We start from the raw sequence: 26,924 nt of genomic DNA on the forward strand, positions 1-26,924 counted from the left end.
TAAACAATGAAGTTTTATCATTATATAATCGTACTTATATTTATTCAGTTTTCTTGTAGTAATTTCGAAGAAATAAACACTGATCCTGCCCGGGCAAGTGAGACTTTGCCTGAGTATTTATTAGCTAATGCGGAAAAGTCCGCAACGGACTTGATATATCACCAGTATTACAATGCACGGCAGGGAATGCAATTGGCGCAATACTGGATGGGAACAGACAAAACTTCTGACGGAAGATATCTATTTACGGATGATGGAATTTGGTCTAGTTTGTATTCGGGCCCGCTTGCTGACCTCAGAGAGATCCACAATTATTATGACGATAATCCTGAGGTGGAAGGAGAAGCCACCAAAGCAGCTGCTGAAATTCTAGAAGCCTGGATATTCCATATATTATCAGATTTGTATGTAGATGTTCCCTATTCCCAATCATTGATGGGTGAAGAATATATCCAACCCCAATTTGATACCGGTGAGAGTATTTATACTTCTATTCTCAATTCATTATCGGACCAAATAGAAATACTAAATAATACCTCAACATTTATCATTGGAGATATTATTGCCGGAGGTGATAAAGATACCTGGATCAAGTTTGCCAATGCTCTTCGGTTGAGGATTGCAATGCGGATGATTGATGTCAGGGAAAGTGAGGCCAGGGAAATTATCGAAGAAGCAGCTCAAAATACGATTTCCAGTTCAGAGGAAAATGTTTTTTTCCCTTATAATGAATCTACCGTTTCCAATAGATTTCCATTTAATGATGTAGAAAGACCAATTATTCAATTTGCAGTTACGACTACTATGATTGATTATTTAAAAGAAGTGAATGATCCGCGTTTGAGTATTTATGCCAGTGTGGACGAGACGAACGGTGAATATATAGGTAAAGATTATGGACAGGAAGCTAACGATCCTACTGTTATAGAGTTGTCAAAACCCGGATCTGCTGCTTTTAGCGGTTCAGCGAAGGGGTATATTATTACCTATGCCGAGGTAGCATTTACACTGGCTGAAGCTGCAGCCAGAGGAATGAATGTTGGCCAAACTGCTGAAGAGTGGTATCAGGAAGGGATAGAAGCTTCTATGGTGCAATGGGGAATAGAGGACCAGGAGACTATTGACCAATATATCGAAGGGGTACCATATGATTCTGGATCCTGGAACAACGTAATTGGTACTCAAAAATGGCTGGCAATGTATATGCAGGGATTGCAGGCCTGGTTTGAAAGATTGCGAATGGACTTTAAGAAACCAAATGGTGAAGATCTGTTTGTAGCGCCTGTGTCAGGCAGTCTGGATCCCGATGTCGAATACCTTCCCGGTAGATTATTATATCCTACCTCTACAAAAGCTAATAACACCCAAAATAGTGAAGAAGCTTCACAACGAATAGGAGGTGATTCCCAGGCGACAAAGAATTGGTGGGATGTGAAATAAGTAGTAAAATCTTTGGAGGTTTTGATGTGGATAAGAGCTTGTCTAAATTTAACAAATTCTCTGCACAGCTCTGTGTATTGTGTATTCCACCTGAATGTGGAATCTCAGCATTCTTTGCGCCTGCCTGTCTTCGACTGGAGACAGGTAAGAGCTAAAAATTACATAAAGAACCGCTGAGTAACGCCGAAGCTCTCAGTCGAATGCTCGCAATGTTCTGAGTCTAAACAGCAATTTCTACTGAAAATTTTTCTTCGTTAAAACTCCATTTGGCCTGTTGTTGTTATTTTTTTTTGTTGCGACAGGATCCCGAAAGGGCCTGTTCCGACCCCCGAGGGGTCGGATTCTATTAGTGATTCGCCAAAACGATTGTTTCGACCTCAGAGAGGTCGGATAAGTTCCCATTCTTCTAAAATCATCCCTTCCAATTCTGGGGTTGGATTTAACGTCAAATAGTAAAAACAGGTAATCCGACACCCTCCGGGGTCACCTATCCTGTTTTACGCGTCCTTCTAACATAATCAGACCCCCAAGGGGGCTTTTATCATAGCTTGGAAGCATTAAAACCAGGTGCATCCTGGTGAACAAAAACGATATAAAACAGGCGCTTATCAGGTTTTACTTTTCAGTAGAAATTGCTGGAGTCTAAAGGATCTTGAAGAAAATTGATATAGTTGTTGGAATAGAATTAAATTTTTAATATTTGTATTAATTTAATATTAAAATATATAATAATTATTTTTTCATATTTTTTATCGTTAAATTTTTCTGTTTGAGCTAAAAATCATGTGGTGTAAAAACGTTACTTTACATTTTAGGATGTTTGACCTTGTGTACTTCTTGCAAAACCATAAAAATTTCGGATTTTCAGACGGGGAAGGAAATGGGTGTATTGTTGCCGGTCCTTGAGCCCCGGATTCACGTGGCAGAAGAAATCGGAGCTTACGGATATAGGGGAGAAGCACCGACAGCTTCTATAGATCCCGAGACGTTTTTGCCAATTGCAAATAATAGAATTGCCGGGGATAACCGATTTCACGATGTGACAACGATTTTTGAGAGAGAGGTTAAGAACAGTATTACACAGTCCGTAGGTGAAAAAAAGGGTATATTGATCTGAAGATCCCGGCAATAATTACCAATACGGACCATGGGTGGATGGTTCTCTCCATTTTGACCCTATTTATTAGGAATGCCGATGAGCGGAATCAAGACGGCAATGGATATCGAAGTCGAAATCTATGACCTGGATGAGAATTTGATTGCCCGGTATAATGCTACTTGTGAAAGAAAATTACATGTGGCATTCTACCACGGATACAATAAGGACGATGCCCGGAGAAAGTCCAATTTGGATGCCTTTAAATGCGCGATGAATGATATCAAGAATCAAATTTTACAGGATGTTCATGCCATTAAGAAAAAACTGGGGGAGTAAGGAGTTTTCAAATATAAGAATAGAAACCTATGTTTTACGGGTTATATACTACCCGGGACGTTTTGGATTGACCGGTTCGATGTGCCGGGGAAAATGAAGTAGGAAAATATAATTCCTTACTCATACTATCGATGAGATCATTCAAATTCTAACCAACTAACTTTTTCCAAATCAGGACAAATGTTTAATAAACGGTTGATCATAAATCCGTTTACCTGTAGCTTTGTAAAGTGCATTAGCCAGTGCACCAATTACCGGAGGGTATGGTGGTTCTCCTAATCCCGTAGGGTCGATGTCATTCTTTACGAATTGTACTTCAATGGACTTAGGGGCTTCACTGTGACGTATGAGTTTGTATTTATCAAAATTTTTCTGTTGGGGAACCCCATCTATAAAAGTCAACTCACTGTAAAGGGCGTGACCAATACCGTCTATGGTACCTCCTTCAATCATATTGGTTGCGGCATCGGGATTAACAACAATTCCACAATCAACGGCACAATAAACTTTTTCTATTACAGGTTTATTCCCATCCATTACCAAATCTACAACATTAGCTACATACGAGTTGTGGCAATAATACGCAGCCATTCCCCGGTGCACATTTTCAGGGGGGGTATCCCAATTGCTCATCTCCCGGACTAGCTTAATGACCCCGGCATATCTTTCTGCGTCGTAATCATTATTCTCTCCGACTGGCTGATTTTTTGCTTTTTCGAATAATTCAAGGCGAAGGTCGATTGGGTCTTTTCCGGCTTCTTCAGCAAGTTCATCAAGGAAGGCTTGTTCTACTCCGGCTGAAAAATTAGAGCGAGGTGCACGGAAAGCACCATGTGTTATATTTGTATCAATAGACCAGTTTTCTGCCAGATAATGATCGAGGGCTCCAGCTGGAAAGCGATTGGCGAATAATGGGCTTTCCGACATTCCTCCCATTCGCACCTGGAAAGCAGTAATATTATTATCTGCATCCAATCCGGCACGATAGGTAGCTAAATAGGCTGGTCGATAGGTTCCAGCTGTCATGTCATCTTCGCGAGTGTATATCAATTTAATCGGGGCATTTACTTTTTTCGAAATAATAGCCGCTTCTATTAGAAAATTGCCATATAGCCTGCGACCAAATCCTCCTCCCATACGGGTCATTTGTATGTCTATTTTTTCCAATGGTAGACCTAATCGGTCGGATGCTGTTTCCTCCAGGAATTCAGGAGTTTGAATGGGCCCTTTTAATATTGCTTTATCCGAAGTTACATGAGCAAAGAAATTCATGGGCTCCATGCAATTGTGAGCCAGATGAGGGGCCGTGTATGTACGTTCAAGTATTTTAGTTGCTTTATCGAAATTTTCCCTGGGATTCCCATCTTCTCGAACGGTTTCCCCTCCCTGAGCATCTCTATCTTTCATTTTCTGCATATACATCTCAGTTGACTCCAAACCTGCAGGGAAATTGACGGACCATTCTCTGCCTGATCGGTGAAAAGGAACAGTCTGATCCCCGGTTTTTTCCCATTCTGCCTTTACAGCTTTTTTGGCCTGCATTACCTGCCAGGTAGACTCTCCTACTACAGCTATAAGATGAGGGAATGCGGAAATATCAAAACTACCTCTTTTTTCATCTGATCCAAAAGTCTCAAATGTGAAAACGTCTTTAATCCCAGCCATATTCTTGGCTTCAGAAGCATCTATAGATTTGAGACTCATTCCAAATGCGGGAGGATGAATAATCATAGCTACCAACATGCCTTCTTCATAGGTATCTATGCCATAAAGTGGCTGTCCTGTGACAATCTTATGGCCATCTACATTTTTTCTAGATGTACCTATTATCTTAAATTCCTTTTTTTCTTTAAGAGGTACGTTATCGGGTACCGGGATGTCAACGGCTGCTGATGCCATTTCTCCGTATCCTGCTTCCTTTCCGCTTCCACTGTGAACTAGTTTTCCATTTTCAGTAGTTATCTCTTCCGGAGGAACATCCCAGGTTTTAGCAGCTGCCAGGATCAGCATTTGGCGGGCTGTAGCCCCGGTTGTTCTCAAGCTTTCCCAGCTTTGTCGAATGGACTGACTTCCACCAGCTAATTGCCGTGTAAAAATATCGGTGTTCAAGGGTGCCTGCTCTACCATGACATCTTTCCAGTCCACGTCTAATTCTTCAGCAACAAGCATCGGCATTGATGTTTTTACATTTTGTCCTATTTCCGGGTTCGGAGACATAATAGTGACTAATCCATTATCTCCGATTTTTAGAAACCCGTTAATGTTATACCACTCTTCGGGCATTGATTTTACCTGTTCAGCGGAAGGGGTACATCCTAATAGCCAGTTGAATCCAATTAAAATCCCACCTCCGGCAGCAGCCGATACTTTTAAGAATGATCTCCTATCTTGAGTTGTAATTACCTTTGTCATAATTTGATCTTTTTCAATTACTGGGTTTTAGCAGCTGTTTTAATGGCAGATTTAATTCGGGTATAGGTTCCGCATCGACAAATATTGCCGTTCATTGCGGATTCAATATCTTTATCTGAAGGATTGGAATTGTTCAAAAGTAAGGCGGATGCACTCATTATTTGTCCCGCCTGGCAGTAACCGCACTGTGGGATATCGTGTTCTATCCAGGCTTTTTGCACCGGGTGGTCCCCTTTTTCAGATAATCCTTCGATGGTCGTTACCTTATCTTCACCAACGGAAGAAACGGGGAGACTACAAGAACGCACAGCCGTACCATTTAAGTGTATGGTACAAGCACCGCACTGGGCAATACCACACCCAAATTTGGTCCCTAGTAATTTAAGATGATCTCTCAGTACCCACAACATCGGTGTGCCAGGATCTACATCTACTTCCTTCTTTTGTCCGTTTATATTTAATGTGAAAACTGCCATAGGTCAAAATTTTGAATTAATATAATCATTTTCAATTCATTTTACGAAAGAGCGGAGATCATATTGAATAATAATAGTAATAATTTTCTAACGCCAAACAAGGATCTCTATTTTATAAAAGAGTAGTTCAGAATCGTTTTGAAAGGATTTGATCAGGAAGGTTGGTGAAAAGTATGTTTAAATCTTTATTTATTAATATATCAGCGCTTGCTGATCCATCCTTTATTTAGTATATTTTCTCACCATATATTTGGAAGGGAAGGATAGTAAGATATATAAACCATTCGATGTTACAATAAATCGTAAATGTGTACGCTTCTAAAATTTAATTATAGATTTCCTTTATGAGTGTATAGAAATCATAGATGGAGATTCTTAATTTATTATTATAATTTTGATTAGTAAGGAAAAAACAAAAAATGTATCTAATATGGAGAATAGAGGAAATGATATCAGTAAATGCCCGTTTCATGGAGGCACAGCACCAAAAGAAAGTGCCGGAGGAGGGACCAGAAACCGCGATTGGTGGCCGAATCGACTGCCGGTAAATATACTCCGCCAACATTCTTCTTTATCCAATCCAATGGGTGAAGATTTTGACTATGCCAAGGAGTTTAAAAGTCTAGATTTAGAAGCATTAAAAAAAGATCTCAATGACCTGATGACAGATTCTCAGGATTGGTGGCCTGCTGACTTTGGACATTATGGAGGGTTGTTTATTCGTATGGCATGGCACAGCGCTGGAACCTACCGAATTGGCGATGGCCGTGGTGGGGCAGGAGCCGGACAACAGCGATTTGCACCCCTGAATAGTTGGCCCGATAATGCAAGCCTGGATAAAGCAAGGAGACTACTTTGGCCAATCAAACAAAAATATGGAAAGAAAATTTCCTGGGCGGACCTTATGGTTCTGGCGGGAAATGTAGCTCTTGAATCCATGGGGTTTGAAACGTTTGGGTTTGCAGGCGGTCGAGAAGATGACTGGGAGCCGGAAGAAGATGTCTACTGGGGATCTGAAAAAGAATGGCTAGATGATAAAAGATACTCTGGAGAAAGGGATTTAGAAGACCCGTTAGCAGCGGTGGTTATGGGGCTGATTTATGTAGATCCTGAAGGTCCGAATGGAAATGGAGATCCCGTATCTGCTGCAATAGATATACGCGAGACCTTTAAACGAATGGCGATGAATGATGAAGAGACTGTCGCTTTGATTGCGGGAGGCCATTCTTTTGGGAAAACCCATGGCGCAGCAGATCCTGGAAAGTATGTAGGTCCTGAACCGGAAGCTGCACCAATCGAAGCACAAGGTTTTGGATGGGCCAATAGTTTCGGTACAGGAGTTGGAAAAGATGCTGTTACCGGGGGACCAGAAGTGACATGGACGCAAACGCCCACAAGATGGAGTAATTATTTCTTTGAGAATTTGTTTAAATATGAATGGGAATTGACCCATAGTCCTGCCGGGGCAAAACAATGGGTAGCAAAGGATGCTGGCGAGGTAATACCGGATGCTTTTGATGCGGATCAAAAACATAGACCTACTATGTTGACAACAGACTTGTCTTTGCGTTTTGACCCTGAGTATGAGAAAATATCCAGACGGTTTTATGAAAATCCGGATGAATTTGCCGACGCATTTGCACGTGCCTGGTATAAACTTACCCATCGGGATATGGGACCAAAAGAGCGATATCTTGGCCCCGAAGTTCCCGAGGAAGAACTCATTTGGCAAGATCCTATTCCAGCTGTAGATCACGAATTGATAAATGACGAAGACATTGCTTCGCTTAAATCAAAAGTCTTAGAATCCGGACTTTCTATTTCGGAGCTGGTTTCCACTGCCTGGGCATCGGCCTCTACTTTTAGGGGCTCTGATAAAAGGGGGGGAGCTAATGGTGCCCGTATTCGATTAGAACCACAAAAAAACTGGGAGGTGAATAATCCAGCTCAGCTTACAAGGGTATTGAATACTTTAGAAGGAATAAAAGATCATTTTAATAGCGCACAATCTGGAAATAAAAAGATTTCCACTGCAGATATTATTGTTTTGGCAGGTTGTGCTGCAGTAGAAAAGGCAGCTAAAAATGCCGGATATGATCTAACGGTTCCTTTTTCGGCCGGTCGAATGGATGCGTCATTGGAACAAACAGATGTTGACTCATTTAAGTATCTGGAGCCAGTAGCAGATGGCTTCCGTAATTACCGTAAAACAACTTTTAATGTTTCGACGGAAGAATTGCTTGTTGATAAAGCTCAGCTTCTGACATTGACTGCTCCGGAGTTAGCTGTGCTGGTAGGAGGTATGCGTGTTCTCGAAACTAATTATGATGGCTCTAAGCACGGTGTGTTTACCAACCAACCAGGAAATCTGACAAATGATTTCTTTGTTAACCTTCTCGATATGAGTACAGAGTGGAAGTCGGTATCTGAAGATGACGAATTGTTTGAAGGCAGGGATCGAAAGAGTGGTGAATTGAAATGGACAGGAACACGGGCTGATCTTATTTTTGGTTCCAATTCGGAATTAAGGGCTGTAGCTGAAGTATATGGATTTACAGATTCAAAAGATAAATTTGTAAAGGACTTTATCGCAGCATGGGACAAGGTTATGAATCTGGATCGTTTTGATCTGAAATAATTCTTGAGTCTTTCCTTTACGATGAAAATTTCCCCGGTGGAAGACATTCCTTCCGGGGTTTTTTTGTGTTATGAATTATGACTTTGTATCTGGTGAATTTTCAAAAATGATACATATGAATGAATAATGGAGAACTGGATACTTGATGATTTTTCTATAATACCGTCTACGTATCCCGCATTTTGGTACGATGTAAAATTTTTGTAGTGGTAGGTCAACCGCTGATCCACTTGAAGTACAATTTTTTAGTATAAAGTTTCAGGGCGGGAAAAACCACATATTAATACCGTTTTTGATATTTCCAGCTTTTTGTTGACCAGGCAAATGACATCATGAATCAGAATAACGTGCAGAAACAAACTGGCAATAGAAATAGTGTAACGCTCTGGAGTTCCAAACTTCTGATTCTGCATTTGACATTGAAAATTCAAATTGGAAATACCATTTATATTTTGATTGTTTTGGGCTTGGGTGATTACTTTTTTTGAGCAACCGATGTCCAGTCCAGAATGAATAATCGGCGAAAGTTTAAAAAGGGAGATCCCCGGCGCCACATCCGAATTCAATGACTCTAGAGTGAGGGGGGTACTAATTTCGCTAATTGAGTCCTTACAGAGGCTAGTGCATCAACTACTAAATTCATATGAGTACCAAGTCTTGATCTTTATGGGCATCTTTCCGCTCCGCAGACATGCGGAATTCGGGATTGTGCTTCAGTCAGAGAACCCCAGCTATCTTCCTTCAACGCCGCCTTGATTTGTACAAAAATATCTGCGACTTATAGCATAGCAACTTAGTGTTGGACCCACTAGATTGTCGAAAGCTTTAAACCTCATGCAGTTTCGGAAATTATTTTTTCACTAATATAGCACTCCATCCCCCGCCATTTTGCAAATTCATCGTCAAAGAAGTAGATGAATTAACTGCTTTTTCTTCGATTGTGAAATCTTCCGGGTATTTTTTAGCATTGATACCGTCCCTGTAAATCGTGGCGTTATATTCCCCGGATGGTAAAAAAGAAAGATCAAGTTCAAGATGCCGGGATTCATTATTAGTAATAGCACCCACATACCATTTTGTATCTTTTCGACGGGCGATTACTACATATTCGCCGGTTTCTCCCTGAAGGGCGATGGTCTCATCCCATATAGTGGGAATTTGACTTATATATTCGATCGTTTCTTTATTCTTATAGTAAGCGGAAGGTGTATCACAAAGCATTTGAAGTGCAGATTCAAAAATAGTATACAGTGCTATCTGGTGGGCTCGGGTTCCCATGCTCATGGGGCGGTCAAAATTGATGAAATGGTTTTCTATGGTAGTGTTGTGCATCGCACCCGGGGTGTAATCCATCGGTCCGACTGCCATTCTTACAAAGGGTAAAATCGTATTGTGAGTGGGGGTGATGTCATGAGACCATTTGTGGTGCTCATTACCTTTTACCCCTTCATAACTGATAATATTAGGAAACGCTTTTCGCAGGCCCCCGGGTTTAAACGCCCCATGGAAGTCAACCAACAATTTTCTTTCTGCGCATTCCCGGGCAATGATTTCGTACGATTTTGTCATGTATTGGTCCCCTCGTTGCATAAAATCTACTTTGATCCCCGCAGCGCCCCATTTGGCATACGTGTCGAGAATTTCTTCCATATTCTCATCCAGTGGTTTCCAAAGGCACCAAAGAATGATCCGTACATTTTTTTCATTGCCGTACCGAATCAGTTCCTGAACTTCTATATCGGGATTGAAAGCCAAAATTTCTGTAGTAGATTTAGTCCATCCTTCGTCCAGGATAACGTATTCTAGACCGTATTCCGAAGCGAAATCAATATAGTACTTATAGGTTTCTGTATTGAGTCCTGATTCAAAATCCACGTCGAAAACATTGTTGGCATTCCACCAATCCCACGCTACTTTCCCGGGACGTATCCAGGAAATATCTTTCAATTGGCTTTCACGGGAGAGTTGTAACACCAGATTCTGTTCTATAAACTCAGTGTCGTCATCAGTGATAACGAAAAATCGCCAGGGAAAATTTCGTGTGCCTTCCGTCCTGGCAATGTATGGATGTTCTTCTGTAATGATGACATTCCTGTCGCCACCGCTCCCTTCCTGTGGAATGGTTTCAGCTACTGCTTTGGGGTGCATAGCTGACAAATGATTGCCAGCAGATCCTTTGAGAAATAGCTGGGGATAATCAAAAACATCGGCTTCGGAGAATAATATTTTTACATCGTTTTGTTCGTCAAACAATATAGGCAATGAGCCAAATTGATTGTTTTTTAATGTATCTATTTTGGTAGTGATATAGCTTCGTTCATAATGGGAGTAGGTCGATTCTTCCAGGGGAAAAAAAGAGGTTGTCCCATTGGGAAAATGTACGTTCATCACTTCTTCGTCTACCTCAATAGTTCGGTCAAAAGAAGTGGAAAACCTGTATGCAACGGCATTATTATATACTCGAAAATCCAGTCGAAAATTATTTTCGAAAGTTAATTGTAATTCTTTAAAGTGATTTAGTACTGTACTGCTTTTTAGGGGCAGGAAGGCAGGAAACTCTTCCTCAACTACTACTGTATTTTCTCTTCCGATTTTGAGGTTTTTACTCAGAAGATGGCCATTGACTTTTAGATCAATATTTACCTCCGGCAAAACGGCTTTTCCGTATTTCTCTACTTTCCAGGTGATAAAATCGTCAATAGATATGGATACTTTTGTTTTTCCGTCAATAGAGGTCAGGGAGAAATTCTGTGAATAAATTGTATGAGCGAAAAAAGCCAGAATGAAAAGAAGGAGCGGTTTTTTCATGGTTGTGGTTTTAATGTAATTTGAGCTGTTTATATCCGAAGTTAATGATATATATAAGTATTTTGTACTAAAATTCAGTAAGAAAAAGATCTAATTTCAATCAATGAATAGTATATGGCTTTGAGCAGCCATATAGTGAGGATAAATATGGGGCGAGAATAATGAATATTATGCCTCAATTTATCTGTTATAGGGTCTTTCATTTATCCAATTGAATCCTCTATTGATTAATTCAAAATCTCTGCGAGTCATATAAATTTTCACGGAATCTCCCGATATCAATTTGCCGGATAAATGTAGTCTGTTGGAATCGGGAATCGTATACTTGAAGGAATATTCCATCGGTGAATCATCTCCGGAAGTTAATTCTATTGTACCCGGATCACCAGTATCAATTATTTGGGATCGGAAGGGGATTTGTCGCTTATTCATATAAATGATTCTTGCTGCACTTCCCTTATCGATAATAAATTGATCCCACCTTTTAAGATCGGTCTTTAATGGAGGTAAAGTGTCGTTATTTATAATGAATGTATCGACATCGTAAAGTCCGTATAACTTTGGTATTGGAACCTTTTTCTGGTTATTTGAATATATTACGATTCCTGAAATTAAGTAATAACCTATCACTACGGTTTTAATGCCTAATTTTGTGGTTTTTATCCATTTCTTTCTAATTTCCGGGGCCTTAATAATTGGTAGTGATACAGCATTGCCGGTAAAAAAGAATTTGAACAAATGTCTTGCATCGTTTAACAAAAGGAATAAAGTCATAACGACCAAAGCGGTAGAAACCATTTTAACCGGGACATCATAGAAGTAGTTTATCGCCATGATATTAGCTGTAGTCATAAGTGTAATAATTGCCCCGAACGTCATAGTCCGCCTAAATAATAAAAAGACAGCTGCTATCTCGGCAATTCCCATAAAAATATTATACCCTTTTGAGAATCCCAAAAAAGTCCATGCTAATCCCATAGGGGAAGAGTCTCCATAATTTTGGATTAACCTGTGCATGGCAGGATCGGGGAATTGGAACTTAATAATTTTTGCAAATCCATAATTAATTAGCATTAATCCTACATAGAATCGGACAACGACGGTGAGCCAGTAATATAGTTTATCGTAATTTTCCCGACTTTTATCCAACACCGACCACAGGACCGTTCCCAAAAGTGAAATTATCAAAATGGTAATAAGTATAACGTAATCGTATGTTGTATCACCACTGCCATTCGTAAAGACGGTAATATCGTATGGAAGATGAAGAATGTGTTTGCCTATCCAGGGGATGATTGTATGCAGCAGTTCCGTTGGATACTTTATTATTATATACCAGAAAGGAAATGCACCATTGTTTTGAATAGCAATAAATAATACAAAGAAAATAAACACAAATCTGAAAGCTATTTTCTTAGTCAACCCCCAGTGCGAAGTTATTGCCGATGAATCCATTTTTATTGTTTGATCAAATTTAATAAAAATGGATCTATATTCGAATTGTGATTTTTATTATTTTCGATGAAAAATTGATACAGATTCCGTCTGGGTATAAGAAAAGAATCCAAATACAGATAAAGAATCGTACTTAGTAAGTTAAAAGAATACTATTTAATATTACATTGAATCTTCTATAGCATTGTAATATCCTACACATTCTGCTATTCCCGCTAGTGGATCCGTATTGTCTTTTTCAAATTCGATACTGCATTTTCCGGCATATCCGGTCTTGGCGATAGCAGCGAACAGGGAGGGGAAATCAATCACACCACGTCCCATTTCACAAGACCTGCCTTTGGCTGTTGGTTCTGTTACATCTTTGATATGCATATCATATATGCGGTCCCCATATGCCATTGTCATGGCCACAGGGTCTTTGCCATATCTGCGGGTATGACCTACGTCGTGGCAAATGCCAATTCTGCGGTCAAATTTTTTTACTTTTTCATAAATGACTTCCGGGGTGGGGTATAGGTCGTCCCCAGGACCGTGATTGTGGATGGCAACCTGGAAGCCGTATTCTTTTACCTTTTCATCTACTAAGGGAAGTAGGTCATAGTTTGGTACTCCTATAATAAGTTGCACTCCTACTTTTTGAGCATAGTCAAATGCCTTGTTAACTTCCTCTTCGGACTTCATGTATATTGGTCCTACGGCATAGCCTTTAATATTGTGCTTTTCGCACTTGGCATGGAAATCGGCTATTTGTTTATCTGAACTATCCATAGGGAGGTGAAAATCTTTGATGCATAGATAGTTGATACCGACCCGTTGAGTCATTTCCAACGCATCATTCAGGGGGAATTTTACAAAGGTATACCCAGCCATACCCAGTTCATAAGATATTTTCCTGTTTTGGGAAGGTTTTTTAGAACTTGCAATTTGTGAAGGTAAAAGGTAAGGGGTTGCTGCCAGAGCTGTTATCTTCCATCCTGATTTTTTAAAGAAATCTCGTCGGTTGTTTTCCATGTTATTTTAATTTTGAATCGGAATTTACGAAAATACTTACAATTTGATTATTAATACTTAGGTAAATACAACTCATTAATATAAAACTATCTCAATAAAGTAATGTCTCCGGATAATACTTTAATACTCCCATCATATAAAATCAAATCAAGTAGATAGCCATATACCCCACTTTCCATTTGTTTCCCATTATTCGTTCCATTCCAGTTGACAGGTTGTGTCTCGTCTTGTTGATAAACCCTGTTGCCCCACCGGTCAAAAATGCGCATTGATTGAACTTTGATTAAAGCATCATTACCGTAAATTGTAAAAGTATCATTTAACCCATCTCCGTTAGGAGAAAAAGCATTGGGAATATAAATGTCGTATTCATCTAAAATCAAATGTACGAGGCTATCACATCCGATAGAAGATACAAGAGGAAAGGTAGAAGCTGTAGGTGAATTGAACCTATATGGGCCCATTTCAAACGTTTCTCCTTTAAAAAAATATTCTTGTACCGTATCGACGGATTCGGTCAACACTGTGAGATCCATGTGCACAGTGCTATCACAGCCATCACGGGTGGTAAAAGTATGAGTATATGAGCCGGATCTATTGAGATCCATTTCGCCGAATGCGAAAGTAGCGTCAGGACAAATTATTTTACGGGTCTGAGTTTCAAATGTAGGAATGATATAGTCATAGGGGGCAGAAAGTACACAGTTTCCCCCAGTCATAATCATGACCTGATACTTCCCTTCCCGCTGGTCAAACTGTAAAAATCTATCTGTTGCACCTACTATTGCTATCCCGTCACGGTACCATTGGTAATCAACGTTTTGACGTTCGGATGCGAGTAAGCCAAATTCCGGGTTACAGGGGTGTCCTATTTTTTCAATTGTAGGACCAAATAATTGGGAATTAGCCAGTATGAGGTTATCTAGAAAATAATATGGATTCACAGAAAGGTCCAATTCAATACAGTCAGGACCTATAGCTATTGCTGCGATATCTTCCGCAGGTGTTGTGGTGATTTCATATCGTCTCCATTCCTGACTCCCGCTTACATATACTTTTCCCAACACTTTCCATCCTGATCCGTTCGTAGGGCATCCATAGGAACGATCACCTACGCCAAAAGGTAAATTTTTGCAATCTGTAGTTCCATACAAAACCACATCCATTGGAGGGGATATATTCCTGTCGACAAATCCGATATGAAATTGAAAGGTATATTGTGTGCCTGCTTCCAATGGGGAGTTGAGGCAGGCGCCGGTATATTCTTTCCAATTAGGCTCCGGATTCCTCGTAAATCGACCATTGCGAAACCCGATATAGGCATCCCCGTCCGGGATGGGTTTGGGAAGGGGGAATTGATCTCTTTCAAAATATCCACATCGATTCATATAATCCGTGGTGGCTTCAGAAGCCTGAATCCAGGTTTTTGCACAATTCAGTTGAGAATTACCAGATGGACAACAATCGATTTCTTCGAAAGATGGATTAGGAATATGGGATGGGGGTACAGACGTCTGACAATCACAATCCGGATCATTGAGGTCGATGAGGCCGTCTTCATTATCGTCGATACCGTTATCGCATATTTCTCCTGTATTGACCTGACCCCACGAATGAACCGGGGCATTCAAAAATATAAAAAACAGGAATATATGAATGATTTTACACCACATTTTTCGGGTATTGCGATGATGATCAAAATTGAAAAGCTAAATGGCAGGGTCATTCATTTAGCAAGCATATAATATACGAAGATTCATCGATATTTAAATTGAAAAATTACAGGGGCTTTAAAAAAAGTAAATTTATTTATTGCAACATTGTTGCATTTGATCAAATTGTTGCTATCTTTGTATTGGTAATGACCATAATGAGGAGTCGCAAATAGAAAGCCTAAAAGACCAATTAAGTAAAATCACTATTGGACACATTGGTTAGCATAAGGGAGCATATCGTTTATAGTCAAAAAGCTCCCTTATTTTTTAATATTAAATTTTGACCTATGATCCCCAGGACATTTGAAGATTGGAAATATTGTATCACTGAGAAATGTAAAATTGAATTAACCCCGGATTTTGCTCGTAAAAGATTAGAAACCTTGAAAGACGCATCACAACAAGAAGCAAAAGTATTTATACAACATTACGGTATTATCCATTGGCGAAATGTCGTGCGATGGTATAGCCGGGTAGTGAAAAATGCTTAATTCTTTAATTAATTATCTACTTGATTCCTGAGGATATTGATCGGATATTTCCTGAGGAATTAAATCATAAAGAAATGTAAATTATGAAAAAATTACCTGTAACCGTGCTTAGTGGATTCCTGGGAGCAGGAAAAACCACTCTTCTCAATCATATACTTCACAATAAATCAGGTATGAAAGTTGCCGTGATCGTGAATGATATGAGCGAGGTCAATATAGACGCGCAGTTTGTCGAAAATGAAAATGTGCTTTCCCGTACCGAAGAAAAGCTCGTGGAATTAAGTAATGGTTGCATTTGTTGCACACTGAGGGAAGATCTTATTATCGAAGTGCAACGATTGGCCGAAGAAAGGAGGTTTGATTATTTACTAATCGAAAGTACCGGAATTTCAGAGCCCATCCCTGTAGCTCAAACTTTTACATATCAGGATGACCTTTTGGGGGTTGACCTGAGCCAAATGAGTTATATTGATTGCATGGTTACGGTTGTGGATTCCTATAATTTTTTCAAAGATTTTGGAAGTGCGGACACCCTTACCGACCGCAGTCTGAATGATGTAGAAGGCGATTTCCGTACTATCGTCAATTTGCTGACCGACCAGATCGAATTCGCTAATGTCATTGTAATTAATAAAACGGACTTAACTAGCCCCGGAAAACTCAATTTACTAAAATCAGCACTACAAAAGCTCAATCCCGGAGCCAGACTCATAGAGACATCGTACGGGAGAATTGACCCCGGGGAAATCATGGGAACGGGACTTTTTGACTTCTATGAAGCCGAACAAAGCGCGGGATGGCTGGCTGAACTGGAAAAAGAAGAACATAACCCTGAAACGGAAGAATATGGTATCGGTTCATTTGTATTCCGTGACTCCCGTCCATTCCATGTCGATCGGTTTTGGAAGTATATACAAACCGGCTTTCCGGTGAATATTATTCGAAGTAAAGGGTTATTCTGGGTCTCATCCCGACCAGACCAGGCCCTGGTATGGAGCCAGGCCGGAGGTTCATTGCGAGCTGATAGTGCCGGATTGTGGTGGGGTAGCATGCAGATGGATGAAAGAATGAAATATCCGGTGTTTTTACAAAATAGAGAACGCATTGAGGAAAATTGGGATTCCACCTTTGGGGACCGTAAAAACGAATTGGTTTTCATCGGACAGGATATGAATGTTGATGAAATCAAAACCCAATTGGAAAGATGTCTTTGCCGACCCTATGAAATTGATTCCATTGAATGGGAAACCGGTCAACCCGACCCTTGGCCGGTCCAACGAATATATCCCTTGAAACAGAAAATCAATTAGCACTTTTGAAGCCAGGGTTTGTAGGGTAAAAAAACGAAAATAATTAATCAATTGAAAATCAATTCACTTAGTAAAATGTAAAGGCATGGAGCTAATATTCAAAGGTAAATCTGATTTTATAGGTATTGTTGCCAGTGGCCTATGTGCTATACACTGCGCAGCTACGCCATTTTTATTTGCCATCACCCCTTTTTTTGGAAAGGCGATCGCCGAAACTCAGCATAGCCACGGCCCTTGGTATTGGCATGCATTGGATTTAATATTTCTAATTTCAGGATTGATAGCAGTGTGGTTATCATCCCGTTGCCAAACCAATAGAAATATAAAAGTATTTCTTTGGGCTACCTGGATTCTTTTGGCCATTGGACTGATTATGGAACACTATCACGTAAGTCCCGGGAGCTTTATTATGTATACGGGATCACTGGGATTGATTGTCGCCCATGTATTCAATTTCCGCAACAAAATTCATAACCACAATGCAGATGAAAAGTGAAATGAACCATTCCGCATTACGGGTAGAAGGTTTGTTTTTTGCTTACCCGGGGGAAGAACAATTGAACTTCCCGGACCTGGAAGTAACTTCGGACAATCCCCTTCTTATTCTCGGCGACTCCGGGTGTGGTAAAACGACATTCTTACATCTGTTGTCCGGCTTACTTAATCCGGATGGCGGATCAGTAGTATTAGACGGAAAGAATATTTCTACGCTCAATCCCGCAGCATGCGATCGATTTCGCGGACAGAATATTGGTATGATATTCCAGCAGCCACATTTTATAGAAGCGTTGACTGTTTATGAAAATTTAAGAATATCTCCGTACCTCTCCCATATGAAGCAACCCCTTTCGGCATTGGAATCATCCATTCAGGAATTGAACCTGTCCGGGTTACTTAATAAATTACCTTCCCGGTTGAGTTCGGGAGAACAACAGCGTGTAAGTATTATCCGGGCACTGATGAACCGCCCTAAACTCATTTTGGCCGATGAACCTACCAGTGCTTTGGACAATAAAAACTGTGCGGCAGTGATAGAACTACTGATCCGAAAAGCACGACAACTAAATGCCGTCCTAATCATTTGCACGCATGATGAACGTATTCGAAAAGAAGTCGAAAATGAATTGGATCTTTCCGATATGACCTTGAATGTTACAGAGAAACCATGATACGAAAAATTGCTTTAAAAAATATTGGATACAAACCTTTGAATACCGTATTATGCCTGGCATTATTGACCTTTAGTGTAAGCATTATTACCCTGATTGTCATTTTGCAAAAGGATATCGAAGAAAAGTTTCAGAATGACCTGCGGGACATTGATTTGGTAATGGGGGCCAAGGGAAGCCCGTTACAACTGGTTTTATCCGCTCTCTATCATGTAGATGCACCTACGGGTAATATAAAGCTGGCAGAGGCAAAGAAAATTATGAATAGTCCCATTGTAGAACAGGCTATCCCGCTGGCTTATGGCGACTCCTACAATGGTTACCGTATCCTGGGCACAGAACAAGCCTATTTGCAAAAATATGATGCGGAACTGGAGGCCGGTAATTGGTTTGACAAAGACATGGAAGCCATATTAGGTGCGAATGTGGCTGTGGCTTCAGGATTGAAAATTGGTGATACGTTTGTGGGGACACACGGTGATGTGGAAGGCGGCCACCTCCACGAGGATCACAAATACACCGTAGAGGGTATTCTCCGGTCCAACCATAGTGTGATAGATAATCTTGTCCTTACCAATATTCCCAGTGTATGGAGGGTCCATTCTTCACAACAGGATGGAGGGTCAAAGGAGCCTTCACATGAAGAACACCACCATGATGAAGAACATCATGAAAGTCATCAGCACGATCATCCTGAAAGCCATGAACCCGGTCACGATAATCACGAAGAGAAGATCATTGCGGATAGCATGGATATTACGGCCGTTCTTATGAATTTCAAAACCAAAATGGCCTTGCTCAATATGCCCCGAACCATAAATGAGCAGACTTCCATGCAAGCCGTCAATCCTGGCATGGAGATCAACCGGTTATTTTCCTTAATTGGTATCGGAGCTACTACTCTCCGCATGATAGCCGGTGGGATAATGCTTATTTCCGGATTTAGTATTTTCTTTATTCTCTACAATCGCATGGAGGACCGGAAATATGAATTGGCATTGCTTCGGGCAGTAGGATATCGTCCGGTACGTTTGTTATACTTGTTACTTTGGGAAGGTATAATCCTTTCGATTTCCGGGTATTTCCTGGGGGTATTCCTGTCACGGGCCGGCTTGTGGTTTATTAATAAAAAGGCGTCGGCTGACTTTCATATGGTATTCTCTTCATATTACCATAGCAGCGAGGCCTGGATTTTTTTACTGACGATAGGGGTGGGGATATTAGCTACATTGCTCCCGGCCATACGTGCTATGAGAATGAATGTATCCCGTGTCCTGGCAGAAAATTAATTCATGAAAATTATTGAAAATATATGATACCCATTTTAAATTTTGGACTGGTAGGTACCCTGATAATGTGGCAGATTGTGGTATTTATAGTTCCTTTCCGGTTTCATGCAGGGGATTACAGCACTAATCAGAATATTCCAGCTGATGAGATCCGGGAAATAGTCAAAGTACCCTGGACTACCTTAATGTTTATCGATTATGAAGAAAAATACTTCGAAGAAACCGATATGGAAATGTTGGCACCTGTATTCACAGAAGAGCTTAAAAAACTCGACGGAAAACGAGTAGAAGTGGAAGGATTTGTCATCCCGTTGGATGAAATGGGAACGGCAATTGCCTTATCTGCCAATCCCTACGCTTCTTGCTTTTTTTGTGGTCAGGCCAGTCCTGCTTCCGTTATGAGTATTTATTTCAAAGACCAGAAAAGGAAATACGAAATTGATGAATATCTCTATTTTGAAGGGGAATTAAAGTTGAATTACGACGATCCTTTAGAGTTTTACTATATATTGAAAGAGGCAAAAGAAGTAGAAGAATATTAAATATAGTGATATTCAAAAGAAAGGTTAGCGATTCCAAATAACACCTATAAATTGTAGTCAATTAATTGTGCCGGTTTTTTTTCTTACTTTAAATCTCAGTCTTAATTGATCTAGTTTTCCAGTTAGGGAGAGCGTAAAGGGTTAAAGGACTTTTACCAATAGGCAATTGGATAAGCTTCAAAAGAACGCAGAATGGGGACAATCCGGAATAAGTTGATTATGTGCAGAAAGATTTTGAAGACAACCGAATTGGACTTTCAATCATCAGGTCGATTTCTTATATTTACGTCAGTTCGATGGGAAAGTTGAAAGCTCTGAAGGAGCGAAATATTTCTAACCCTGGGGAGGAACCCAGGGTAGAAAACAAGCAGAAACCATTATTCGTCGAACACGCGTTATAGTTAGAATTTTAATAACGTTGGATTACGCAAGTTTGGAGACTGAGGACTGTATCAACTTCATCTGGCTCGTTGTTCAACAATTATTCAGGTAAATATGTCCATGATTGACCGTCGAAAATTTATTCAGATTTCTGCTAGCGCAGGAGTTGGTGCACTGACCTGGTCCGATTTGATTCAGAAAGCTTTAGCTGTAAAGGCGCATAATGTCAAAGGATCTATTGAAGACGTGGAGCACATAGTGATTCTCATGCAGGAGAACCGTTCTTTTGATCATTACTTTGGCACAATGAGAGGTATGCGGGGGTATGGGGACAGATTTCCTATACCGCTGGAAAGTGGAGAAAGGGCTTTTCATCAGTCGGATGGGGAAAAAATCATTCCCCCGTACCACGCAGACAAAAATTCTTCCAATGCGGGTTTTATAAAAGGGACTCCACATAATTTTCCCGATATGCAAGCTGCCTGGAATCAGGGGAAATACGGTTATTGGCCATTGTATAAGACCCCGTATTCGATGGCTTATTATACCCGGGAAGAAATTCCATTCCAATATGCCTTGGCGGAAGCATTCACAGCGTCGGATGCTCATCATTGTTCGGTTGCTACGGGAACCGACCCCAACCGAATCATGTTTTGGTCCGGTTCCAATTTTGATCCTGTAAAACGGGCAGCAGGAATCAATTGTACCGATGTGGATTCCGAACCTGTGAATTTGCGTTGCTGGATAAAAGGCACAATGCCGGAACCGGGTTATACTTACCAGGGGAATCCGCTCACCTGGCCTACCATCCCGGATGTATTGGAAGAGGCCGGCATCAGCTGGAGGATTTACCAGGATCCCAACAACAATTGGACAGGTGCAATGCACGGATGTCTGGCGTTTGAGAGTTTTCGTAACGCCAAACCGGGGTCGCCAATTTATGAGAACGGTATGAAAGAATGGTCATTGGACGACCTGAGAAGTCATGTGGAAAACAATTCCCTGCCCGCAGTGAGTTGGGTATTACCTTCTCAGGACGATTCTGAACATCCTGGAGCCCCTTCCAGCCCCTACAGGGGAGGTGATTTTACACATCAGGTGTTGGATGCATTGGCTTCCAATCCGGAAGTGTGGAGTAAAACGGTATTTTTTCTGACTTTTGACGAGAACGATGGATTATTCGACCATATTCCTGCTCCGGCAGTCCCGTCTTACGATGCGGAAGGCAGACTGATGGGTAAATCGACTATCGATCTGAAGGGGATGTATTTTAATTCGGACCAATCTGACAGTGAGGTAGCCCGGAAGAAACTTCGTGAAGGGGAAGATGTTCCTTCCCGACAGTATCTCGACGAACGGGATACGATTTCCGGATCTATCCGGCCCTGGGGGTTTGGTCCAAGGGTCCCATTGTACATTGTATCCCCCTGGTCCAAAGGGGGATGGGTACATTCTGAAGTAGCGGATCATACCTCAGTGGGGCAGTTTATCGAAAAAAGATTCGGTATAACGCTTCCGGCTATCAGTCCATGGCACCGGTCTGTTGCCAGCGACCTGGTTTCAGCTTTTGATTTTAAAACACCTAATGATCCTCATTTCCCGGCCATGCCCGACACGAGCGATCACGCCTCAAAGGATGAGGCTTCCCGCTCACTCCCTATTGCCGGACCGCCAGATCAACCTGCCCCGTTATATCAGGAATTGGGAAGTCGATATTCCCGTGCACTGCCCTATAAATTGCAAGTAGATTATGCATTTACGGAGGATAATTCGATCCGGCTCAGATTTATCAATGCCGGAACAGCCGGTGTGGTTTTTCATGTGTACGATCTGCACCGGCTTGATCAGATCCCTAAGCGCTATACCGTAGAAGCGGGTAAAGAATTGTTTGATGATTGGTTGGGGTATGGAGAGAAGGGCGATTTTGACCTGGAAGTTTTTGGTCCAAATGGTTTTTTCCGCAAATACAAAGGTCAGATTACTGATCCGCACCTACGGACAACAATCGTCTACGAGGAGGATAATGGGAAGCTTGTCCTGAAAACAACCAATGAAAGTGATGTGAAACTGGAAGTTAATCTTAAGGACAACGCTTATCAATACGATACTTTTGGCACCAAAACCTTACCACCTTCAGGATCATTTTCTATGGATTGGAGTCTGGAGAAAAGTGGTAATTGGTATGATTTTTCTTTAGAATCCGGGGATAGATACTTGTTTCGGTTCGCAGGACGTATGGAAACGGGAAAAGACAGTATCAGTGATCCTGCGATGGGGGTATGATATGTTCAGACACTCAGATTTGTTTTCATTACGCACCAGGTCCGGATGGCGGGATTTCAATGTAATGTAGTTTAATTTATAACCGCTATTCCTCATCGGTCTTCGATGTTTTTTCTCTAAGTAACTCTCCTCCCAAATGATATTGCACTGTAAGGGAAAATCTGTGGGAATCCGGTTTGTCATTGTAGTAGTAATTTGTAATACGGCTTTGTGATGCACCTTGAAAATTGAAACTATTAAAAAGATCGGAAATTGAAAATACTACGTCCAGTTTGTCTTTGGGAAAAAACAAAGGATACTATAAATTCTTAAATACTTCTACCTTTTATTCCGGAAGCCCTTATTATTTTGCATTGATAATATATTGATAGGGCAACAAATCAACATTGACTTCAAATTGTGAATAGCCTGCATTTTTAAGTTCTGATATTACAACATCCATAGATACTTTATGATCTACGGGTGGACCTACGGGTATATCGGTTTTAAAAAAATCAATAATGAGCAATTTACCATCCTGTTTTATCCCTTTTCTTACTTTTGAAAAATATTCACTTCGGTTTTCTATATGGTGATATGTGTTTACAATGAATACCATATCCACTTCTGCATCCTTCAGGTTTGGGCTGTCATAGGGGATTTTCCGAAGCGTTATATTTTTTAGTTTATTATTTTCAATGCGTTTTTTTAGCGCCGTTTGGAATTCATCATTTACATCGGCGGCAATTACGTGTGCTCCTTTTTCTGCCAGTTTAACAGAAAAGTATCCCGAGCCCGCTCCAATATCCATTATCTTTTTTCCCTTTATATTGCCAAGATATTCAAGAACTTTTTCAGGCTTTTGGTATGCATCGCGTTGTGGTGATTCAAACCGTTTTATCAAATTATCGACAGATGACCGGTGCATATGTTCATTAGCTGAATTGGACTTATGTTCTTTCCTGTGCTTTTGGCCGTGTTCTTGTTGAGAAAATGCCAAAACCGAAACCATTAAGCTTGCTATTATAAACAGAATTTTAGTTGTCATTTTATTTAGCTTTTTGATTGTTATTGTATAAGCGTTCACTCAATAAATAGGTTATGAATCCTAGGAGAATATTGAGGAAACCGACAATGATTTCATACGGGCTATTGATAAATGCATAAATAATCATCCATAAGGATAAGATAATAAATACTATCTGGAAAAAGGGAAATAGAGGACTTTTATATCTATCGGATGGTGTGTCTTTTCGTTGGTATCGCAATTTAAAAACTCCTAAAACGGTAGTCATAGAAGATATGGTTAAAAGAATGCCACAATAGATTAATATTTGTTCAAATGTGCCAGTTGTAATCAATAAGGCACTTATGGCAAATTGCAGCCATAGCGCTTTTTGAGGGATATTGTTTTTTTGGACTTTAAAGTAATTCCAAAACCTGTGGTCTTTAGCGATGCTCGAAGTAACCCTTGACCCTACCCACACCATAGCACTTATCCCTGATATTAATAATATAGATATGGCCAGCCCCAATAATTTCCCATAATTTACTCCAAGCATCCTGTTTATTGCTATTGTTCCTACATTTAATTGCCCTTTTAATTCATCAATGGGTACGTGTTTTAAAAAGACATACTGCAATAAAGTATACAGTATTGTTACCAATATAGTGCCTCCTATCAAAGCAATGGGTAAAGATTTCTTTGGGTTTTTGAATTCTTCGGTTATGTATGCGGCGGCATTCCAACCGGAATAGGAATAACTGACATAAATAAGTGCCACAGCAAATGCTGGTGAAATTATGTATGAATAGTTGGAATTATTTACGAATCCACTATTTTGAAAGGTAGGTTCTTGCCAAATACCAATTAAGATAAGACAAACAATCAAAGCAATTTTTAGAAAAGTACTAATATTCTGAAACTTAGAACTTACATCCAGGCTTTTGGTATGGATTAGAGTAATTAATCCAACTAAGACTATACTTGTCAATTTTGGATGGAGATGGTAATAGGGAAAATAAGCAACAAAGGCCATAGCTGACAAAGCAATCGGTGCAGCAAAACCAACGGTTATGGAAATCCATCCGGATAAATACCCAATAAGAGGATGAAATAGCTTGGTTAAAAAAGCATACTCACCGCCTGATCTTTTGATATGGGTACCAATTTCAGCATAACTAAATGCTCCCGATAAGGCTATGATACCACCCAATATCCACAGTATGAGAATAATGGTGGGATTGTGTAAATCTTTTATCTGAAATCCTAAACTCGTAAATGCACCTGTTCCAATCATATTGGCTACTACCAATGCAATCCCTGTTAGTGTAGTTACTTTATATTTCTCAAAATTGTTTGACATTGAATTGAAAACATTATTTCTAGATAAATCTCCGTGTACTTTCCATATAATTTTTATACTCGGGAAATTTTTGAAGAAGCAACTTCTCTTCAAATTTTGATTTGAAATAAAACAAAATAAACAATAAAATGGCAATCAAAGCCTTAAATAACGATTCCTTATATAGTCCATAACCAAAGCCCGAAAAAATTAAAGCGGTATATATAGGATGCCTTGATATTTTAAAGGCTCCGGTGGTAATCAACTTCCCGTTTGAAACGGGCGAGGGGAAAGGGGAGAGCCTGGTATTTAGTTGGGCCAATGCCATCAATCCCAGAAATATACTCAATCCTAAAATTACTAATCCGGCATAGCCAGGCCAATCAGGAAAGTTGATAGAATGAATACCTACGGGCAAACCATAAGCCACAAATAGGGTTAATTGAATAAATACAAAGGCATAATCCTTATATGTTAGTTTCCTTTCACTCAAGATTTTAAAATTAAAGAAGGTGAATAATATGGAGCCCAATAGTATCCATACAATACCCCATATTTATTGATCATAACCAAAGTAGGTATTTAATAAAATCATTTTTTCTTCCTCACGTTTAATGCTGAAGCCCAATAGGGCTAAAAAGTATGACTCGTTCTCTAATGAACCTGTATCGTGAAATATACAAATTATTGGTCCCATTATATAGCAGTATTATTTGATAGTTTTGATAGAAGTTTATATTGCTAATGTCATTGTGTTCTTTTTTGCCTATAAGGTGTATAAAATAGTTGTTTCCCAAATGTGATTCTGTATTGTTCTGGTATCTGATGGTATGGAAATGTGGTGATATCCGGATTTAATAGAAAGGTGTTCGCTTTTCCGATATATTAGTCCGATAAATATCCAGTTTTGGTTGAGTCGTTTAGGTTGAAACGTACGCTCAAAATCAAGAAAGACTTCGTCATAAAGAAATGCTGAAATTTGTTTTTCCTGAAATATTGGAATGGCAGCAATAAAGCGATACCTTAATCTACCGGTGTATTTTGCACTTGTGATCGATGGAATATGATTTTCTATGGATACTTTTTCTCCATAGCGTTCTTCAAACCGTATTCTGTGGGAAATATCAAAATATTTGAAATTTTGATTTATAAATAATTGTTGCCAAATATTATTTTCTCGTGTGTCCAGTGGCGAGAGATGGTCTGAGTAGCTATAGTTTTGAATAAATGAATATCCTATAGTACTTTTTATCGAAGGGAGTATTTGGTATTGAATGGATGGTCGCAATACAATTTGTTCCCAATCTTTTAAGAAATTGGTCCTTCTGAAATTAAATTCAGATTTTACAGATAGCTTTTCGTTTACATTAAATTTTAGAGTAAGTGTATTCCAGCTACTAAAATGAGTGTAGTCCTTATTTTGTGCAACAAGGGAGTAGTTTCCAATAAATATAAGAAAAACAATAATACGCGACATCTCAGCTATTTACGCATTTAAATGTAGGTATTCAATAAAGGAAGGGTTGTGACCATTGTTACATATGGACCAATTATTTACGATAACTATTGTATTAATTGGGATAGAGTTAATACATAATTATTGAAATGAGGACGTTTCTGCCATTATTGTCGAACGAGTGTAAAAAATGTATAATCCGGTCGTACTGACCCCCTAGTTCCGATTTATACTGACCCCGTCAATCCGGAGTATTGACCCCCTCAAGCGGGAGAAAATGTTAATA

21 protein-coding genes are annotated in these 26,924 nt (G+C 39.9%); 11 read left to right on the forward strand and 10 right to left on the reverse strand.

The genetic code is table 11. The features are described 5' to 3' along the window. The first annotated feature begins 6 nt into the window (after nt 1–6). From LVD47_RS17095 to LVD47_RS17105, 3 genes are all read left to right on the forward strand, one after another. Nucleotides 7–1,440 carry a SusD/RagB family nutrient-binding outer membrane lipoprotein gene (locus LVD47_RS17095; protein ID WP_236979108.1) on the forward strand — a complete coding sequence of 478 codons (1,434 nt, stop codon included), beginning with the start codon at nt 7–9 and terminating at the stop codon, nt 1,438–1,440. An 820-nt stretch (nt 1,441–2,260) separates the two neighbouring features. Continuing rightward, nucleotides 2,261–2,557 carry a hypothetical protein gene (locus LVD47_RS17100; RefSeq protein WP_236979110.1) on the forward strand — a complete coding sequence of 99 codons (297 nt, stop codon included), beginning with the start codon at nt 2,261–2,263 and terminating at the stop codon, nt 2,555–2,557. Nucleotides 2,558–2,635: 78 nt separating this feature from the next. Then, the gene (locus LVD47_RS17105) at nt 2,636–2,875 is read left to right on the forward strand and encodes a hypothetical protein (protein WP_236979112.1); all 240 of its coding nucleotides are present in this window, start codon (nt 2,636–2,638) and stop codon (nt 2,873–2,875) included. A gap of 171 nt (nt 2,876–3,046) precedes the next feature. Here the strand turns inward: LVD47_RS17105 and LVD47_RS17110 are convergent, their stop codons facing one another. Both LVD47_RS17110 and LVD47_RS17115 read right to left on the reverse strand, forming a co-directional pair. Beyond that, nucleotides 3,047–5,287: a xanthine dehydrogenase family protein molybdopterin-binding subunit gene (locus LVD47_RS17110; RefSeq protein ID WP_236979114.1), complete on the reverse strand. Its 2,241-nt coding sequence runs from the start codon at nt 5,285–5,287 to the stop codon at nt 3,047–3,049. Between the two features lie 17 nt (nt 5,288–5,304). Beyond that, nucleotides 5,305–5,763, reverse strand: a complete 459-nt coding sequence (locus LVD47_RS17115; RefSeq protein WP_236979115.1) for a (2Fe-2S)-binding protein — start codon at nt 5,761–5,763, stop codon at nt 5,305–5,307. 430 nt (nt 5,764–6,193) lie between these two features. Between LVD47_RS17115 and katG the strand changes: the two genes are divergently transcribed. Further along, a complete protein-coding gene (gene katG, locus LVD47_RS17120) occupies nt 6,194–8,401 on the forward strand; it encodes a catalase/peroxidase HPI (protein WP_236979116.1) in 2,208 nt (735 codons plus the stop codon). Nucleotides 8,402–9,250: 849 nt separating this feature from the next. On the opposite strand, the gene LVD47_RS17125 is transcribed toward katG, so the two are convergent. From LVD47_RS17125 to LVD47_RS17140, 4 genes are all read right to left on the reverse strand, one after another. Next, nucleotides 9,251–11,209: a glycoside hydrolase family 97 protein gene (locus tag LVD47_RS17125; RefSeq protein WP_236979117.1), complete on the reverse strand. Its 1,959-nt coding sequence runs from the start codon at nt 11,207–11,209 to the stop codon at nt 9,251–9,253. Nucleotides 11,210–11,389: 180 nt separating this feature from the next. Beyond that, nucleotides 11,390–12,664 carry a hypothetical protein gene (locus tag LVD47_RS17130; protein ID WP_236979118.1) on the reverse strand — a complete coding sequence of 425 codons (1,275 nt, stop codon included), beginning with the start codon at nt 12,662–12,664 and terminating at the stop codon, nt 11,390–11,392. A 162-nt stretch (nt 12,665–12,826) separates the two neighbouring features. After that, nucleotides 12,827–13,678 (reverse strand): sugar phosphate isomerase/epimerase family protein, encoded by an 852-nt coding sequence (locus LVD47_RS17135; protein WP_236979119.1) that lies wholly within the window; start codon nt 13,676–13,678, stop codon nt 12,827–12,829. Between the two features lie 86 nt (nt 13,679–13,764). After that, nucleotides 13,765–15,351: a T9SS type B sorting domain-containing protein gene (locus tag LVD47_RS17140; protein WP_236979121.1), complete on the reverse strand. Its 1,587-nt coding sequence runs from the start codon at nt 15,349–15,351 to the stop codon at nt 13,765–13,767. A gap of 329 nt (nt 15,352–15,680) precedes the next feature. Here LVD47_RS17140 and LVD47_RS17145 point away from each other — a divergent pair, with 329 nt between their 5' ends. The 7 genes from LVD47_RS17145 (at nt 15,681) to LVD47_RS17175 (ending at nt 22,858) form a co-directional block, all read left to right on the forward strand. After that, nucleotides 15,681–15,884: a hypothetical protein gene (locus tag LVD47_RS17145; protein ID WP_236979123.1), complete on the forward strand. Its 204-nt coding sequence runs from the start codon at nt 15,681–15,683 to the stop codon at nt 15,882–15,884. Between the two features lie 83 nt (nt 15,885–15,967). Further along, on the forward strand, nt 15,968–17,194 hold the full coding sequence (locus LVD47_RS17150) for a GTP-binding protein (RefSeq protein WP_236979125.1): 1,227 nt from the start codon (nt 15,968–15,970) through the stop codon (nt 17,192–17,194). Between the two features lie 85 nt (nt 17,195–17,279). Then, nucleotides 17,280–17,690, forward strand: a complete 411-nt coding sequence (locus LVD47_RS17155) for a MerC domain-containing protein (protein WP_236979127.1) — start codon at nt 17,280–17,282, stop codon at nt 17,688–17,690. Continuing rightward, nucleotides 17,674–18,363: an ABC transporter ATP-binding protein gene (locus tag LVD47_RS17160; protein ID WP_236979130.1), complete on the forward strand. Its 690-nt coding sequence runs from the start codon at nt 17,674–17,676 to the stop codon at nt 18,361–18,363. The genes LVD47_RS17155 and LVD47_RS17160 overlap by 17 nt, the downstream gene beginning before the upstream one ends. Then, on the forward strand, nt 18,360–19,652 hold the full coding sequence (locus tag LVD47_RS17165) for an ABC transporter permease (RefSeq protein WP_236979132.1): 1,293 nt from the start codon (nt 18,360–18,362) through the stop codon (nt 19,650–19,652). Before LVD47_RS17160 ends, LVD47_RS17165 begins: the two co-directional genes overlap by 4 nt. A gap of 23 nt (nt 19,653–19,675) precedes the next feature. Continuing rightward, nucleotides 19,676–20,194 carry a hypothetical protein gene (locus LVD47_RS17170; RefSeq protein ID WP_236979134.1) on the forward strand — a complete coding sequence of 173 codons (519 nt, stop codon included), beginning with the start codon at nt 19,676–19,678 and terminating at the stop codon, nt 20,192–20,194. A 495-nt stretch (nt 20,195–20,689) separates the two neighbouring features. Continuing rightward, nucleotides 20,690–22,858, forward strand: coding sequence for a phosphocholine-specific phospholipase C (locus LVD47_RS17175; protein ID WP_439652029.1), 2,169 nt, complete (start codon nt 20,690–20,692; stop codon nt 22,856–22,858). Nucleotides 22,859–23,201: 343 nt separating this feature from the next. Here LVD47_RS17175 and LVD47_RS17180 read toward each other — a convergent pair whose 3' ends face one another. From LVD47_RS17180 to LVD47_RS17195, 4 genes are all read right to left on the reverse strand, one after another. After that, nucleotides 23,202–23,885: a class I SAM-dependent methyltransferase gene (locus tag LVD47_RS17180; protein WP_236979138.1), complete on the reverse strand. Its 684-nt coding sequence runs from the start codon at nt 23,883–23,885 to the stop codon at nt 23,202–23,204. 1 nt (nt 23,886) lies between these two features. Beyond that, nucleotides 23,887–25,203 carry an APC family permease gene (locus LVD47_RS17185; RefSeq protein WP_236979140.1) on the reverse strand — a complete coding sequence of 439 codons (1,317 nt, stop codon included), beginning with the start codon at nt 25,201–25,203 and terminating at the stop codon, nt 23,887–23,889. A 19-nt stretch (nt 25,204–25,222) separates the two neighbouring features. Next, nucleotides 25,223–25,675: a methyltransferase family protein gene (locus LVD47_RS17190; RefSeq protein ID WP_236979143.1), complete on the reverse strand. Its 453-nt coding sequence runs from the start codon at nt 25,673–25,675 to the stop codon at nt 25,223–25,225. A 273-nt stretch (nt 25,676–25,948) separates the two neighbouring features. Beyond that, nucleotides 25,949–26,659 (reverse strand): DUF2490 domain-containing protein, encoded by a 711-nt coding sequence (locus tag LVD47_RS17195; protein ID WP_236979145.1) that lies wholly within the window; start codon nt 26,657–26,659, stop codon nt 25,949–25,951. Nucleotides 26,660–26,924: the final 265 nt, after the last annotated feature.

Source organism: Membranihabitans maritimus (genome assembly GCF_021729145.1).
GTDB classification, from domain to species: Bacteria; Bacteroidota; Bacteroidia; order Chitinophagales; family Saprospiraceae; genus Membranihabitans; species Membranihabitans maritimus.